Below are 13,979 nucleotides of genomic sequence, written 5' to 3' on the forward strand. Positions count from 1 at the left end.
TAATCAAGGAATCTGGCAGAAGAAATTGTTATAAAACAATTAGACAAAGGGGAAATGTACCTTGCAAAATCTCAACGTTTCTGAGAGTCCAGTTCAACTGGAACATGTACAGAAAAAGAATCCAAAAAAGTTCTTGAAATTAATTACTACTGTATCAACATTTGGGGGCCTATTATTTGGATATGATACAGGAGTCATTAATGGCGCACTTCCGTTTATGGCTAAACCTGACCAGTTAAATCTTAATGCTTTTACAGAAGGGTTAGTAGCGAGTTCATTAATCTTAGGTGCTGCTTTTGGTTCAATATTGGGAGGCCGGTTATCAGATAAAAAAGGGCGCAGAAGCCTAATCATGTATCTAGCTATTTTATTTTTATTTTCAACAATAGGCTGCGTTTTTGCACCAAATGCATCAATCATGATTATTTTCCGCTTTTTGCTGGGTCTTGCTGTCGGTGGTTCCTCAGTGATCATACCATCCTATCTTGCGGAAATGTCTCCATCGGATCGGCGGGGCATGATGGTTACTCGAAATGAATTGATGATTGTAACTGGGCAGTTTCTAGCTTATATATTTAATGCAGTCATCGGAAATGCCTTTGGTGATACAGGACATGTTTGGCGTTATATGTTAGTCATTGCAACATTACCAGCTGTGGCTTTATGGATTGGAGTGGTTATTTTACCAGAAAGTCCTCGATGGTTAGCCTCAAAAGGAAGAATGGCCGAAGCACTAAAAGTGCTTCAAATGATTCGTAATGAGAGTACAGCACAACAAGAATTAGATGAAATAAAAGCACATATCCAAGCAGAGCAAAAAATGGAAAAAGCAACACTTAAAGATTTAAGAATCCCTTGGATTCGAAAGATGGTATTAATAGGGGTTGTAATTGGGTCAGTCTCGCAGTTAGTCGGTATAAACTCTATTATGTATTATGGAACACAAATTCTTGAAAATTCTGGTTTTGGAACAAAAACTGCTTTGATTGCAAACGTCGCCAATGGATTAATCGCCGTTATTGCTGTTATAGTGGGTATGTCCATCATGCACAAAGTGAATAGACGGACAATGCTGCTTACAGGTTTAGCTGGTGTAACAGTTGTTCTTATTACGATCGGTATTTCTACTTTCGCACTTGCTGGTTCACCTGCATTGCCATTTGTAGTATTATCACTGACAGTCCTATATTTAGCCTTCTTCCAAGGGGCGATTGGCCCTTTAGGCTGGCTGATTATTGCTGAAATCTCCCCTGCTCGCTTACGTGGTGTTGGTATGGGAATTGCTACATTATTCTTATGGCTTTGTAATTTTATAGTAGGTCTATTCTTCCCTACTCTTTTGAAGGTTGTCGGACTTTCAGGAACATTTTTCCTATTTGCTGTATTTGGGTTCATTGGGGTGGCATTTGTGGCGAAAAACTTACCAGAGACAAGAGGGCTTTCATTAGAGCAAATCGAGGAAAACTTTAAAATGAGGGCATAGAAAAAAATAAATGAATAACTGAAACGCGGAGATAGTCTAAAGGGCCTCTCCGCGTTTTTTTGTATAGGCTTTGTTCAATGAGATTATTTTTTTCTCGCTTAAGGGAGACATACTTTCATAAAAAACGATTCGTGCCTCACCATATTGATCCATTGAATGGTTAAAAGATTGCATTGTATGTTGAATGAATTCCATTATTCTTTTCATCATGATTCCTCCCTAGGAATAATTTGGTTAATTTAATTTTGTACCTTGGGAGGCTCTTTAGCAATCATGATGAAAACGAAAACAAACATCAAAAAAACGCTAACATTCATTATGTAAGCGTATGAAATATATATTATCTCAATATTTCTCTTTTTTTTATATGTTCAATCAATAATGAATGAAAGCAAATTATTACGTATCATTATTAGGCTTATATATTTCTCGATATTTTTTTGGACTGACTCCGATATATTTTTGAAAAACTTTATGAAAATTACTTAAACTGTTAAATCCAACAATGCCAGCAATTTCACTCATTGAAAAGTCTGTCATTAAAAGAAAGGATTGTGCTTCACCAATTCTTCTTCTAATAATATATTGCATAGGTGAATAGCCTGTACCAGCTTTAAAAGCATGTGTTAAATAAGAAGGACTCATATTCAGTTGTGATGCAGTAGCGTTTAAGTCAATTTCAGAAAGATAATGTTTATCAATATGTGATTTTATGCGTTGGACTAAAGGCCAATATTTATTTTCTAAAGAGGCAGCAGATCGTGGCGAAAAGTTTGAAGATGTGTGGTATCCAGGAATTGAAGCAGGAGTAGAAGGTGTCAGATGGGTTGAGAATTGTGTAAGGTCTGCAGATAGTGGTGCTGTATGGGTTGAATACCAATAAACATAAGGTTTACTTTAATAAGGCCATTTATTTCTTCCTTTTAGATGGAGTTATTAAGATTCAGTTACACCTAAAAGAGTAGAGATGGTAATAACATCTCTACTCTTTTTAAGTGTAATTAGTGATGTAAGTTTATGTCTTTTATGTAATAATTATATTTTGTAGAAATATAAATTTACTATTCATACGTAGTGAAAGTGGGAATCATAATGGCAACGGGAATACATACAGTAGAAATTCCAGTAGATGTACAAGCAGTTTGGGATTATGTCAGTGATCTTGAAAAATGGGCAACGACAGTACCAGCCTATAAAGAACATGAAATTACAAATGACAAGCAATCTATTTGGACATTTGAAGGTAATGTGAAAGGTATTAAAAAAACAATACAAGCGCAGGTAGATATTACCGAATGGAATGAACCTTCAAATATTAAGTTTGAACTAAAAGGTTTATCAGATAATTTTACAGGAAGCGGTCACTTTACTTCAGAAGATGTTAATGGTAAAACAACAATGACTTGTAGGGTGGAAGTCCGTGCAGGCGGATTATCGGGTGCGGTGTTAACACCAATTATTAAATGGGCTGTTCCTAAAGTAGCATCCCGTTTAACAGAATCTATTGCACGTAAAATTGCAGTATTCTCATAATTGTCAAAGACCTAAAATTAAAGAGCCTAAAATATGCAAGTTTTATTGTATTTCTTGCGTATTTAGGCTCTTTTTACATACAAAAAAGGTACTGCCATGTATACATTATTTAATTGCCAAATACAATAAAGGACTTTTTTTAAAAAGATCCTTTATGCCTTTCGATCAATTATGAACAGGGTGATTATGATTATTATAGTACTTTTCCAATACTTCCAAGGTCATTTCTTTTGCTTTTTTGATGACTTCTTCAGGATCCATTTGATAATATTCTGGTCGGAATAACTCAACGGATGCGACAAAATCATAATTCAATTCTTTTAATCTTTTCAAATGTGCCTCTAAATCAATCACACCGTGACCAGGCCATACTCTGTTAGTGTCATGCATTTGCCCAATCGGAAAATCCTCCACATCATTGATATGGAAAATAAACAATTTATCTGCTGTTTCATCAGTTACATCTTCTAATCTTGATCCCATTCCAGTAAATTGGAATGTATCATACACAAGACCCACATTATCTCGATCAACTGTTTTTGCAATGCTGTATGCTTGTGCAAATGTATTAACTGTATTTTGCGGAATGCCGATAAACTCAATCGCAATCTTTACTCCGTATGGTTCGGCTAAGTCAGATAGATGGGTTAAAACTCGAATACAACTTGCATTTACTTCTTCGGTCAATGTCTTTCCTTTTTCCGTCACATCGATATTAGAAGGTACCACGCAAATATATGGACAATCTATTTTTTTGCAAATCTCCAAGTATTCCTTGAATTCCTCAATAATCTTCTCTTCGTCTTCTTTCGTACGGTTATTAAAAAAGCATAATGCGTTCAAAGAAAGTGGTTTAATATGATGGGTATCAAAATAGGCTTTTAAATCATCTAATGTATATTCTTTGAGATAATCTTTTAACTGATCAATGGAGCGAATTTCAATAAAATCGTAACCGTGTTTTTCACAATACTCTAAATTCTGTTGAAGAGAAGCACTTTCGAATGTTGTTCCTTCATTAAATGATAATTTCATAGGTAAACCTCCATTTAATAACTTTATGTATGCGATTTCAGTTTAATGGAAATTTTCCTTCATTACTTTATATAATCTTGCTCTAAAATTGTATTTTGGTGCTATTTTTTAATTTAGTTGATAACTTTTGGTAATGAATTAGGGCTTTGCGCGATACTCAAAGAAAATATAATAGTTGAAAAGTTCCTAAAAATGGACCATTACTTTTGGGTCAGAATAAAATATACTATATTTAGTAATGTTAGTGTTTACAATAAGGTGAGAGGTGAAAAAGTGAATTTCTATATTCCAAAAGTAGAACCGGGCATCAGGTCAAAAAAGGGATTATATTTTTATGAACCTTCCGCTTTAACGAAAGAATTATATCATTATGTCCTATGGGGCGGTGAATATATAGTAGAGGTTCCTTACAGTATTACTCGTGATTACATGAATTCCTTTATCCTTTTTTTTATAAAAAAAGGATCGATGCAATTCCACTATCTTGACCAATCATTTGTAGCCTCGAAAGATGATATTGTTCTTCTAGATTGTAAAGAAAAAAATAACTACTATGCACTGGAAGAAACGACCTTCCAATTTATTCACTTTACAGGTAGTCACACACAAGCTATGTATAACGAGTTATACAAAAGAAAGGGCTGCACGTTTAGACTGACGAGTGAACAAAATAATATTCCCAATATTTTATCCCTAATCGCATCGAACCAAGAAATTGACTTTACAATATCCCTAGAAATATATAAACTGCTTGGTAATTTAGTAGAGAGTACCCGGAATACGTTTGAAAACAGAGGTGCAAACGTTGCAAAGGCAGTACCAACCGAAATTCAAGCTGTACTGTCCTTTATTAGTGAGAATTACGCTTCTAAAATTTCCGTCGACCAGCTGAGTGAAATATCCAATTTAAGTACCTATCATTTTTGTCGTACGTTTAAAAAGTACATAGGAACCAGCCCTCACCAATATGTCCTAAATTACAGATTGATCCAAGCGAAGAATCAATTGGTAGAAACCAATCTTTCCATCGAGCAAATAAGCATGGATTGCGGATTTAATAGTATTGGCCATTTTATTAGAGTGTTCTCCCATTCTACTGGGGGCATCACCCCTGGAAAGTTTAGAAAACTTTGTTTTTAAAAAAAGATATCCATTTTTGTGGATATCTTTTTGTTATTTTTTGATAAATTTATATAAGTTTAGCAAGAATTGATAATTTGATAGCAATTTTATATAATACATCGATTCTCCACAATTTATAAAATAAGGTCAACCGGTTGAACAGTCCTACTTTAAAAGGAAGAAGGTTAAACGATGGAAAATAAAAAAATCTCATGGGGGATTGCTCCAATTGGATGGCGCAATGATGATATTCCGGAAATTGGCGCAGAGAGCACATTGTCCCACTTGCTCAGTGATATTGTAGTAGCAGGCTTTGAAGGAACAGAAGTTGGCGGCTTTTTTCCAGAACCGAAAGTATTGAACAAAGAACTTCACCTCCGCAACTTAAAAATTGCCGGACAATGGTTTAGTAGTTTTATTATTCGCGACGGAGTGGAAGAAACATCGCAAGCTTTCCATAAACATTGCGAGTATTTGAAAGCGGTTAACGCAGCTGTTGCTGTTGTATCAGAACAAACCTATAGTATTCAAGGTACAGAGAAAAATGTGTTCAAAGAAAAACCATCTTTCACAGATCAAGAATGGGATCAGTTATGCCAGGGACTCAATGAATTAGGAAAAATTGCTGAAGAATATGATTTGAAGCTAGTTTTTCACCATCATATGGGGACGGGCGTGCAAACATTAGCCGAGATTGATCATCTGATGGAAAACACGGATCCGAATCACGTTCATTTGCTGTATGATACCGGTCATATCTTTGTATCCGATGCTGATTATATGACTCTATTAACTAGCCATATCAATCGTATTCATCACGTTCATTTTAAAGATGTGCGTCCAGCCGTAAAAGAACAATGTGAAAAAGAAGGAAAGTCCTTCTTACAATCCTTTTTGGCAGGAATGTTTACCGTTCCCGGTGATGGCTGCATTGATTTTACAGAAGTATACAACAAGCTTTTGGAAATGAATTATTCAGGCTGGATTGTCATTGAAGCTGAACAAGACCCCTCAGTTGCACATCCGTTGGAGTATGCGTTGAAAGCCCGTAATTACATTAATGAAGAATTAATTCCATTAGAAAATAGTTCATTAATCAAAGCTTAAAAAAACGAACCCTGGGGAGGGAGCACATGAGTAATCAGGCGATTGAAAAACCACGCGATTACAAAAAGGCTTTAAAGAAGATTACAGTTATATCCACTTTCGGAGGACTTCTCTTCGGATATGACACAGGTGTTATCAACGGAGCACTGCCATTTATGGCTAAATCGGACCAACTAAATCTAACACCGGCTACTGAAGGTCTCGTTACAAGTTCACTTCTTTTCGGGGCAGCACTTGGATCAGTATTTGGCGGGCGTTTATCAGATCGTTTTGGCCGCCGCAAAATGATTCTTAATCTCGCATTACTATTCTTTATCGCAGCAATAGGATGTACCCTCTCACCGTCTGCTGGTGTGATGATAGTCTTCCGATTCTTACTGGGCTTAGCGGTAGGCGCTGCATCCGTCATGGTGCCATCTTTTTTAGCGGAAATGTCTCCGGCCGAGATGCGGGGAAGGATGGTTACCCAGAACGAATTAATGATTGTTTCCGGTCAACTGTTAGCGTTTGTATTTAATGCCATTCTTGGAAATACGTTTGGTGAAGGGGTTTCACATGTTTGGCGTTATATGTTAGTGATTGCGTCACTTCCGGCTGTGGTCTTATGGTTTGGAATGTTAGCGGTTCCAGAGAGTCCGCGCTGGCTGGCATCAAAAGGAAAACTGGGGGATGCACTAAGGGTCCTTAAAGAAATACGTGATGCAAACCGTGCCCAATCGGAACTTGATGAGATTAAAAATAATATTGCTCAAGAGTCAGGGACTCAGCATGCAACATTTAAGGATTTAAATGTACCGTGGGTTCGCCGGATTATCGGGATTGGGATTGGTATTGCGATTGTACAGCAAATAACAGGGGTTAACTCTATCATGTATTATGGTACTCAAATTCTTCAGCAATCAGGTTTTTCAACCAATGCAGCACTAATCGGTAATATAGCTAATGGTGCCATCTCAGTAATAGCAACGATTGTCGGTATTTGGCTTTTAGGAAAAATCGGCCGGCGTCCGATGCTAATTGCTGGATTAACCGGAACAACGGCAGCTCTTGCCCTCATTGGGGTATTCTCGCTAATACTTAAAGGATCTCCAGCACTTCCGTTTGTCGTTCTTAGCTTGACTGTTACCTTCCTTGCCTTCCAGCAGGGTGCGATTTCTCCGGTCACCTGGTTAATGTTATCGGAAATCTTCCCGCAAAAATTACGCGGACTTGGAATGGGTGTAACGGTATTCTGCTTATGGATCACAAACTTCCTTGTTGGGTTATTTTTCCCGATATTACTAAGTGCAGTGGGCTTATCGATCACCTTCTTCCTTTTCGCTGTGTGTGGAATTGGCGCCATTATATTTGTGAATAAAATTTTGCCAGAGACAAGAGGAAAGTCACTTGAGCAGTTAGAAAGTTATTTCCGTAACTATGGGCAAGAAAGTCATCAACAAGCTTCCAATCAATAATCTTATAAAACAATGATTGAATGATGAATTAACTAATAAATGAAAGCGTTGTCTAGAAGTATCACATTAAATATGTAAACATAAAGGAGAGAATCAACATGACTTTAAGATTTGGTGTAGTAGGAACAGGTGCAATTGGAAGAGAGCATATTAATAGAATTACAAATAAATTATCCGGGGGCAAAATTGTTGCTGTAACAGATGTCAATCTAGAATCTGCCAAACAAACAGTTGAATCCTATCAATTAGATGCAGTCGTATATCCAGACGATAAGGCACTTATTGCAGAAGCGAATGTTGATGCGGTACTTGTTACAAGCTGGGGTCCTGCACACGAAGCAACAGTAGTAGCTGCTGTTGAGGTTGGTAAATATGTATTTTGTGAAAAACCATTAGCCACTACTGCTGCAGGCTGTATGAGGATCGTGGAAGCAGAATTGAAGCAGGGTAAGAAGTTGGTTCAGGTTGGTTTCATGCGCCGTTATGATAGTGGATATGTTCAATTAAAACAAGTTATTAACAACAATGAAATTGGTAAACCATTAATGATTCGTGCTGTACACCGTAACCCGGCGGTTGATGAAAACTATGTTACTGAAATGGCAGTTCAAGATACATTAATCCATGAAATTGATGTTCTTCACTGGCTAGTTAATGACGACTATAAATCAGTTCAAGTGGTTTTTCCAAAGAAAACAAAATATTCACATGAAAAATTACAAGATCCGCAATTATTTACAATTGAAACAATTGGGGGCATTGTAATGAATGTGGAGGTATTTGTGAATTGCAGATATGGCTACGACATTCAATGTGAAGTTATTGGTGAAGATGGAATCGCGAAATTGCCGGAAGTTCCAAGTGTTGTTATGCGCAAAGATGCAAAATTAAGCACAGCGATCTTAACTGATTGGAAATACCGTTTTATGGACGCATACGATGTTGAAATCCAGGACTTTATTGATTCAATTACTAAAAAAGGTCAGCCGCAAGGACCAACCTCATGGGATGGCTACATAGCAGCAGTAACATCTGATGCATGTGTCAAAGCCCAGCAAACAGGAGAGAAAGAATCTATTGAACTTCAAGAAAGACCGGCATTTTATGGTGAAAAAGAACTTCAAACGGTATAAATTTTTATTAATCACAATATCTCTTCGAAAAAGAGTAGAACACTATTTTACTAAAGAAAAAGCCCGATTTTCCTACCACTAAGGAAAGTCGGGTTTTTCTTCCTTTATTTTAGATATTTGCTGGATAATCATTTGAAATCACCCCAAACTGGGGATTTATATGACCTATTTAAGAGATTCATAATATAATTCAGGAAACATACGATTTATTTTACGGCATTCTTTGGAAAAATATAGGGATCGTTGTAAGTAGAGATACATATGACAGAACCGTCCCCTTGGTCTCCACTTGGGAAAAAATATCATTAAAAACCATATGGAAAGACTTCTCGCTTTTCAATACCTTTTAAATAATTTAAAATTGTCATATAATAATAGTAGATATATTAATATTAAATACTTTTATAGATTATGAGTTTGGAATACTTTTGAGACAGAAAAGGTGTGTGATTAGGTCGCGCATTACCTTGATGTAACACCTGCATCTTTTCTGCCAAATTTCAGGGGATAAGGTGGGTTAAAATGAACAACGGGGAAACAAAAACAGACGTCATTTTAATTGGTGCCGGAATCATGAGTGCGACTATTGGGACACTCTTGAAAGAATTAGTACCAGAATGGAAAATTACTGTGTATGAGAAACTCGAGAACGCAGGTGAGGAAAGCTCTAACGAATGGAATAATGCAGGAACAGGGCATGCAGCACTTTGTGAACTTAATTACACAGTTGAAAAACCAGATGGATCTTTAGATATTAGTAAAGCGATAAGAATTAATGAACAGTTTCAGGTTTCCATGCAATTTTGGTCTTATCTAGTAAAAAACAATCTGATTGATAATCCACAGGACTTTATTAGACGTTTGCCACATATGAGTTTAGTACAAGGGGAAGAAAATCTAGCTTTTTTAAAGAAACGTTTTGAAGCGCTGTCAAAAAATCCTTTATTTCAAGGAATGGAGTTCTCTGAAGATCATGAAAAACTGATTGAATGGATTCCGCTGATCATGGAAGGCCGGAAATTGAATGAACCGATTGCTGCAACAAAAATTGACTCTGGAACAGATGTCAACTTTGGTGCATTAACCCGCATGTTGTTTGACCACTTAGAAACTAAAAATGTCCAGATAAACTATAATCATAATGTTAACGGTATCAAGCGTACTAACGACGGCCAATGGGAATTGAAAGTTCAGAATCAATTTAGTGGTACAGTCAAACGCCATACCGCAAAATTCGTCTTTATCGGTGGCGGCGGAGGAAGCCTGCATTTGCTGCAAAAATCGGGCATTCCAGAAGGAAAACATGTCGGAGGATTCCCGGTAAGCGGACTATTCATGGTATGTAACAATCCAGAAGTTGTAGAACAGCATCATGCAAAAGTATACGGCAAAGCTAAGGTTGGTGCTCCGCCAATGTCTGTTCCGCATCTTGACACGAGATTTATCGATAATAAAAAATCGCTGCTTTTTGGACCATTTGCCGGTTTCACACCAAAGTTCTTAAAAACTGGTTCAAATATGGATTTAATTACTTCTGTCAAACCTAATAATGTTTTGACTATGTTATCTGCAGGCGCAAAAGAGATGGCACTAACAAAATACCTGATTCAACAAGTAATGTTAACGAAAGAACAGCGTATGGAAGAGTTACGAGAGTTTATCCCGAATGCTAAAACAGAGGATTGGGATATAGTAGTAGCCGGCCAACGTGTACAAGTAATCAAAGATACCGAAGCAGGCGGCAAAGGAACACTGCAATTTGGTACGGAAGTGATTACTGCCGCTGATGGCTCAATTGCAGCGTTGCTAGGTGCTTCACCGGGTGCTTCTACTGCCGTTCACGTCATGCTTGAGGTCATCAAAAAATGCTTCCCGGATCATATCAAAGAGTGGGAATCGAAAATCAAAGAAATGATCCCTTCTTATGGCATGTCACTAATGGAAAATCCAAACCTTCTGCATGAAATTCATACTACCACAGAGCAGACACTTGGACTAAGAGAAAAAGAGCTGGTCTTTAGTTAATTCTTTGAAGTAGAAACCAAGGTAATAAAATACCGAACCTTTAATCTAACTTTGGATTGAAGGTTTTTTTTTTGTTTCCTCAAAAGCTGCACCAACTGCATTTGAAGGATTACCAGCAGCCTGAAGCCAGCCGCCTTTTATGGTATATATTTGTGCTATCCCTGCCTTCGGTGTTTATTATAAAAAACTTTATATAGGAGTCTATCGTCTATAGTTTAGGAAGGAGGGGAAGACATGGAAGAACTGACGTTGGAAGTAATAGAGACAGAAGATAAAGAATTACTTATAGATGAAATTATGAACAGGTATGGACAGGACGTTCTTCAGCTGGTCTTTTCATATGTGAATAATCGCACCATCGCGGAAGACTTGACTCAGGACATTTTTGTTAAGTGTTATAAAGGACTCCATACATATAGAGGAAAATCCAAGTTGCGAACATGGTTATGGAGGATTGCCATCAATCATTGCAAAGATTTTCTAAAAAGCTGGTACAACAAGAACGTCGTAATTACTGAAGAGGAGCCGTTAAACAACACGACGAAAAAGGAAATGATTGAGCAAACAGTCATCCAAAGACAAGAGGATGATCAATTGATTGCTGCGATCATGCTCCTTCCTATTAAATATCGGGAAGTCATTTATCTCTTCTATTATGAGGAATTGCCTATTAAGGAGATTGCCGTAGTAACGGAAGTAGGGGCGAATACTGTGAAAACCAGGCTTAGACGGGCAAAGGAACTTTTGAAAGAACGATTGGAGGAATGGTGATGGAGGACCGATTAAAGAACTTAAAAAAAGCCATGGATCGACAGGCGTTTTCTCAATTGAAGTTTACAGAGAAGCATCGCAGGAATATCCTTGGAAAAATTAATCAACCACCCGAAACTGACGAGGACATTTTAGTAGCGGTAATGCAGCTGCTTGTTCATGAAAAAACAGGCTTTGAATTAACGAAGCTTTTGCGGGGAAGAGGCATTAAAAAGTTTGAAGACAATGAAGGGTTTTTATACACTCTTTTACATCGTCTCGAACAGTCCGGATGTATCCAATCGTGCTGGACTGAAGCAAAGGCGAAGTATTATCAGTTAACAGATAAGGGACGAAAAGTGTTACGGAAAGCCGATAAAAAACAAATAAAAAGCCAAGTAGCATGGAAAGAATTATTTGAGAGGTGAGGCATTAGTGAATAAAAAACAAGTCTTTTTAAATGAAGTCATCGCTCAAATCAAATCGAAGGATGCAAAGAAATATGTGATAGATGAATTGAATTATCATGTAAAGGAAGCGAAAAATATTTGGATAGAGAAGGGACTTCCAGAAGTAGAAGCTGAAGAAAAGGCAGTAGAACAAATGGGAAGCCCGGTTCAATTAGGGAAGCAGCTCAATAAACTCCATCGACCAAAAGTAGATTGGATTCTTGTGGTTCTTTTAGTGACCATTTTCGGGCTCGGATTTTTACCAATGTTTTCAATCAGTATAGGAGAATATTTGTTACCGTCTAAAGTCATTATTACTTTTATCGGGAGCGCATCCGTTCTAGGAATCATGCTGATGGATTATCGGAAGTTCAAAACGCAAGGCTGGTTATTTTATTCCATTGGGGTAATGATTCTTCTGGTGTTAAGACTATTTTCAAACACCACAATCAATGGACTTCCGCTTTTTAGGATTGGACCGTTAACGATTGAAACGATCATGTCGCTCCCATTCTTCTTCCTTGCCTGGGCTTCCATATTGGATCTTGAGAGGTTGAAGGTCTGGCAGTTTATTCTGCTTTTCTCTCTGCCATTCTTTTTACTCTTAACTGCACCAAGTATTTCTTCCACATATATTTACACCGTCATGGTCTTTTCGATGATTTGGTGGAGCAGGTTTAGTCGAAAAACTGTTCTTTCCATCTGGGGAGTTTCCGTTAGTTTATTCTTGATTGTTAGTTTCATTTCTTGGAAGTTTTTAAGTATATACCAAAAAGATCGATTGTTGGCTTACTTAAACCCAGAAGAATACGCGGATGGACCAGGTTATATGATCTTGCATGTGAAAGAATTTCTGTTAAAAGCAGGCTGGTTTGGCCACTCCGTGGACAAAGAATTTATTCCTTTGGCCCATACAAATTTAGTCTTTGTTAGCTTTACCTATTACTATGGCTGGCTATTAGCTCTTGTATTAGTGGTAATCCTTGGCCTATTTATCGCCAGAATGATGGTCATCACAAGCAGGATGAAAGATCCGTACGGCAAACTTCTGCTAATCGGTGCCGTTTCTCTTTATACCGTCCAGCTAGCTACTAATATCGGAATGACATTAGGTATTTTTCCTTTAATTTCGATATCCTTGCCATTTATCAGCTATGGACTAATGCCAACGCTGCTAAATGCTATTTTAGTTGGAATTGTCTTAAGCGTCTATCGCCGAAAGGATTTAACCAGAATAACGGAGGAATTAAAAAATCAATAGAAATAAAAATGAACACGGGACTAGGCTTCCGTGTTCATTTTCATAATTAGTATTGGACTTCCAAAGTACTTTTTTGAAGAGGTTCGGAAGATAGACTATACGCGATGACCTTCTTCTTGTACTGTTTGACGACATCAATGCGATCGTTGTAACTGTATACAAATAATCGAACCTCTTTTTTGCCGCTTTTCGTATCAATAACCAATGGAGGCTGACTATTTTCAGGATGTAAAAATAATTCCTCCGTCCCTGGAAAGATATAATGCTGCTTTAAAAAGACAGCTTCGTTAAAGTAATGAATCAATTGAAGTTTGTCTTCACCTGTTAAGTTTTTTCCGTCTATGGTTAGGGTGGCGTCTGTTTCATTTAGTTTTGAGTGAATTTCAAATTTCCTTATAAGCCATTCCACTGGCCCGGTTGGAAGACAAGTCATTAATATTTTAATCGTACTTACGATAATTATCGAAACCACAGCCCAGGTCATTTTCATCATCTCCATTAAAGATTAATAGGTTAATAGGTTAATAATAGCTCAACTGGATGAATCATTAACCATCCAATTGGATTAAAAACACACCATCCACTTTAAGTCAATTTCGTAAAAATAGAACATGGCCGCCCTTTCGG

Annotated in this window: 14 protein-coding genes and 1 pseudogene; 11 read left to right on the top strand and 4 right to left on the bottom strand. The window is 37.3% G+C overall.

Translation table 11 applies throughout. From position 1 onward, the window contains the following. Window positions 1–97 precede the first annotated feature (97 nt). Window positions 98–1,483 carry a sugar porter family MFS transporter gene (locus tag ACE198_RS01370; protein WP_375374489.1) on the top strand — a complete coding sequence of 462 codons (1,386 nt, stop codon included), beginning with the start codon at window positions 98–100 and terminating at the stop codon, window positions 1,481–1,483. 36 nt (window positions 1,484–1,519) lie between these two features. Here the strand turns inward: ACE198_RS01370 and ACE198_RS01375 are convergent, their stop codons facing one another. Together ACE198_RS01375 and ACE198_RS01380 are read right to left on the bottom strand one after the other, a co-directional pair. Further along, complete coding sequence (locus ACE198_RS01375; protein ID WP_375374438.1) at window positions 1,520–1,690, bottom strand: hypothetical protein; 171 nt, start codon at window positions 1,688–1,690, stop codon at window positions 1,520–1,522. Between the two features lie 192 nt (window positions 1,691–1,882). Beyond that, window positions 1,883–2,305 (bottom strand): helix-turn-helix transcriptional regulator, encoded by a 423-nt coding sequence (locus ACE198_RS01380; protein ID WP_375374490.1) that lies wholly within the window; start codon window positions 2,303–2,305, stop codon window positions 1,883–1,885. Here ACE198_RS01380 and ACE198_RS01385 point away from each other — a divergent pair. Beyond that, window positions 2,271–2,366, top strand: a pseudogene (locus ACE198_RS01385) (hypothetical protein); the annotation flags it as partial. The gene ACE198_RS01380 and the pseudogene ACE198_RS01385 sit on opposite strands and share 35 nt — an antisense overlap. A 209-nt stretch (window positions 2,367–2,575) precedes the next feature. After that, a complete protein-coding gene (locus tag ACE198_RS01390; protein ID WP_375374439.1) occupies window positions 2,576–3,016 on the top strand; it encodes an SRPBCC family protein in 441 nt (146 codons plus the stop codon). A gap of 165 nt (window positions 3,017–3,181) precedes the next feature. Here ACE198_RS01390 and ACE198_RS01395 read toward each other — a convergent pair whose 3' ends face one another. Further along, the gene (locus tag ACE198_RS01395; protein WP_375374440.1) at window positions 3,182–4,051 is read right to left on the bottom strand and encodes a sugar phosphate isomerase/epimerase family protein; all 870 of its coding nucleotides are present in this window, start codon (window positions 4,049–4,051) and stop codon (window positions 3,182–3,184) included. 273 nt (window positions 4,052–4,324) lie between these two features. On the opposite strand from ACE198_RS01395, the gene ACE198_RS01400 reads away from it, so the two are divergent. From ACE198_RS01400 to ACE198_RS01435, 8 genes are all read left to right on the top strand, one after another. Then, window positions 4,325–5,191 carry a helix-turn-helix domain-containing protein gene (locus ACE198_RS01400; protein WP_375374441.1) on the top strand — a complete coding sequence of 289 codons (867 nt, stop codon included), beginning with the start codon at window positions 4,325–4,327 and terminating at the stop codon, window positions 5,189–5,191. 174 nt (window positions 5,192–5,365) lie between these two features. Then, a complete protein-coding gene (iolE, locus tag ACE198_RS01405; RefSeq protein ID WP_375374442.1) occupies window positions 5,366–6,280 on the top strand; it encodes a myo-inosose-2 dehydratase in 915 nt (304 codons plus the stop codon). Between the two features lie 26 nt (window positions 6,281–6,306). Continuing rightward, complete coding sequence (locus tag ACE198_RS01410; RefSeq protein ID WP_375374443.1) at window positions 6,307–7,734, top strand: sugar porter family MFS transporter; 1,428 nt, start codon at window positions 6,307–6,309, stop codon at window positions 7,732–7,734. A 98-nt stretch (window positions 7,735–7,832) separates the two neighbouring features. Further along, on the top strand, window positions 7,833–8,867 hold the full coding sequence (gene iolG, locus ACE198_RS01415) for a bifunctional inositol 2-dehydrogenase/D-chiro-inositol 1-dehydrogenase (protein ID WP_375374444.1): 1,035 nt from the start codon (window positions 7,833–7,835) through the stop codon (window positions 8,865–8,867). 522 nt (window positions 8,868–9,389) lie between these two features. Beyond that, entirely contained in the window at window positions 9,390–10,892 is a 1,503-nt protein-coding gene (locus ACE198_RS01420; RefSeq protein ID WP_375374445.1) for a malate:quinone oxidoreductase, read from the top strand. Between the two features lie 234 nt (window positions 10,893–11,126). After that, on the top strand, window positions 11,127–11,663 hold the full coding sequence (locus tag ACE198_RS01425) for a sigma-70 family RNA polymerase sigma factor (protein ID WP_375374446.1): 537 nt from the start codon (window positions 11,127–11,129) through the stop codon (window positions 11,661–11,663). Next, complete coding sequence (locus ACE198_RS01430; protein ID WP_098575915.1) at window positions 11,663–12,070, top strand: PadR family transcriptional regulator; 408 nt, start codon at window positions 11,663–11,665, stop codon at window positions 12,068–12,070. Before ACE198_RS01425 ends, ACE198_RS01430 begins: the two co-directional genes overlap by 1 nt. 7 nt (window positions 12,071–12,077) lie before the next feature. Continuing rightward, the gene (locus ACE198_RS01435; RefSeq protein ID WP_375374447.1) at window positions 12,078–13,352 is read left to right on the top strand and encodes an FtsW/RodA/SpoVE family cell cycle protein; all 1,275 of its coding nucleotides are present in this window, start codon (window positions 12,078–12,080) and stop codon (window positions 13,350–13,352) included. A gap of 46 nt (window positions 13,353–13,398) precedes the next feature. On the opposite strand, the gene ACE198_RS01440 is transcribed toward ACE198_RS01435, so the two are convergent. Beyond that, entirely contained in the window at window positions 13,399–13,836 is a 438-nt protein-coding gene (locus ACE198_RS01440) for a YfmQ family protein (RefSeq protein ID WP_375374448.1), read from the bottom strand. Window positions 13,837–13,979 lie beyond the last annotated feature (143 nt).

The sequence above is a fragment of the Neobacillus sp. KR4-4 genome, assembly GCF_042136325.1.
Taxonomy (GTDB): Bacteria; Bacillota; Bacilli; order Bacillales; family Cytobacillaceae; genus Neobacillus.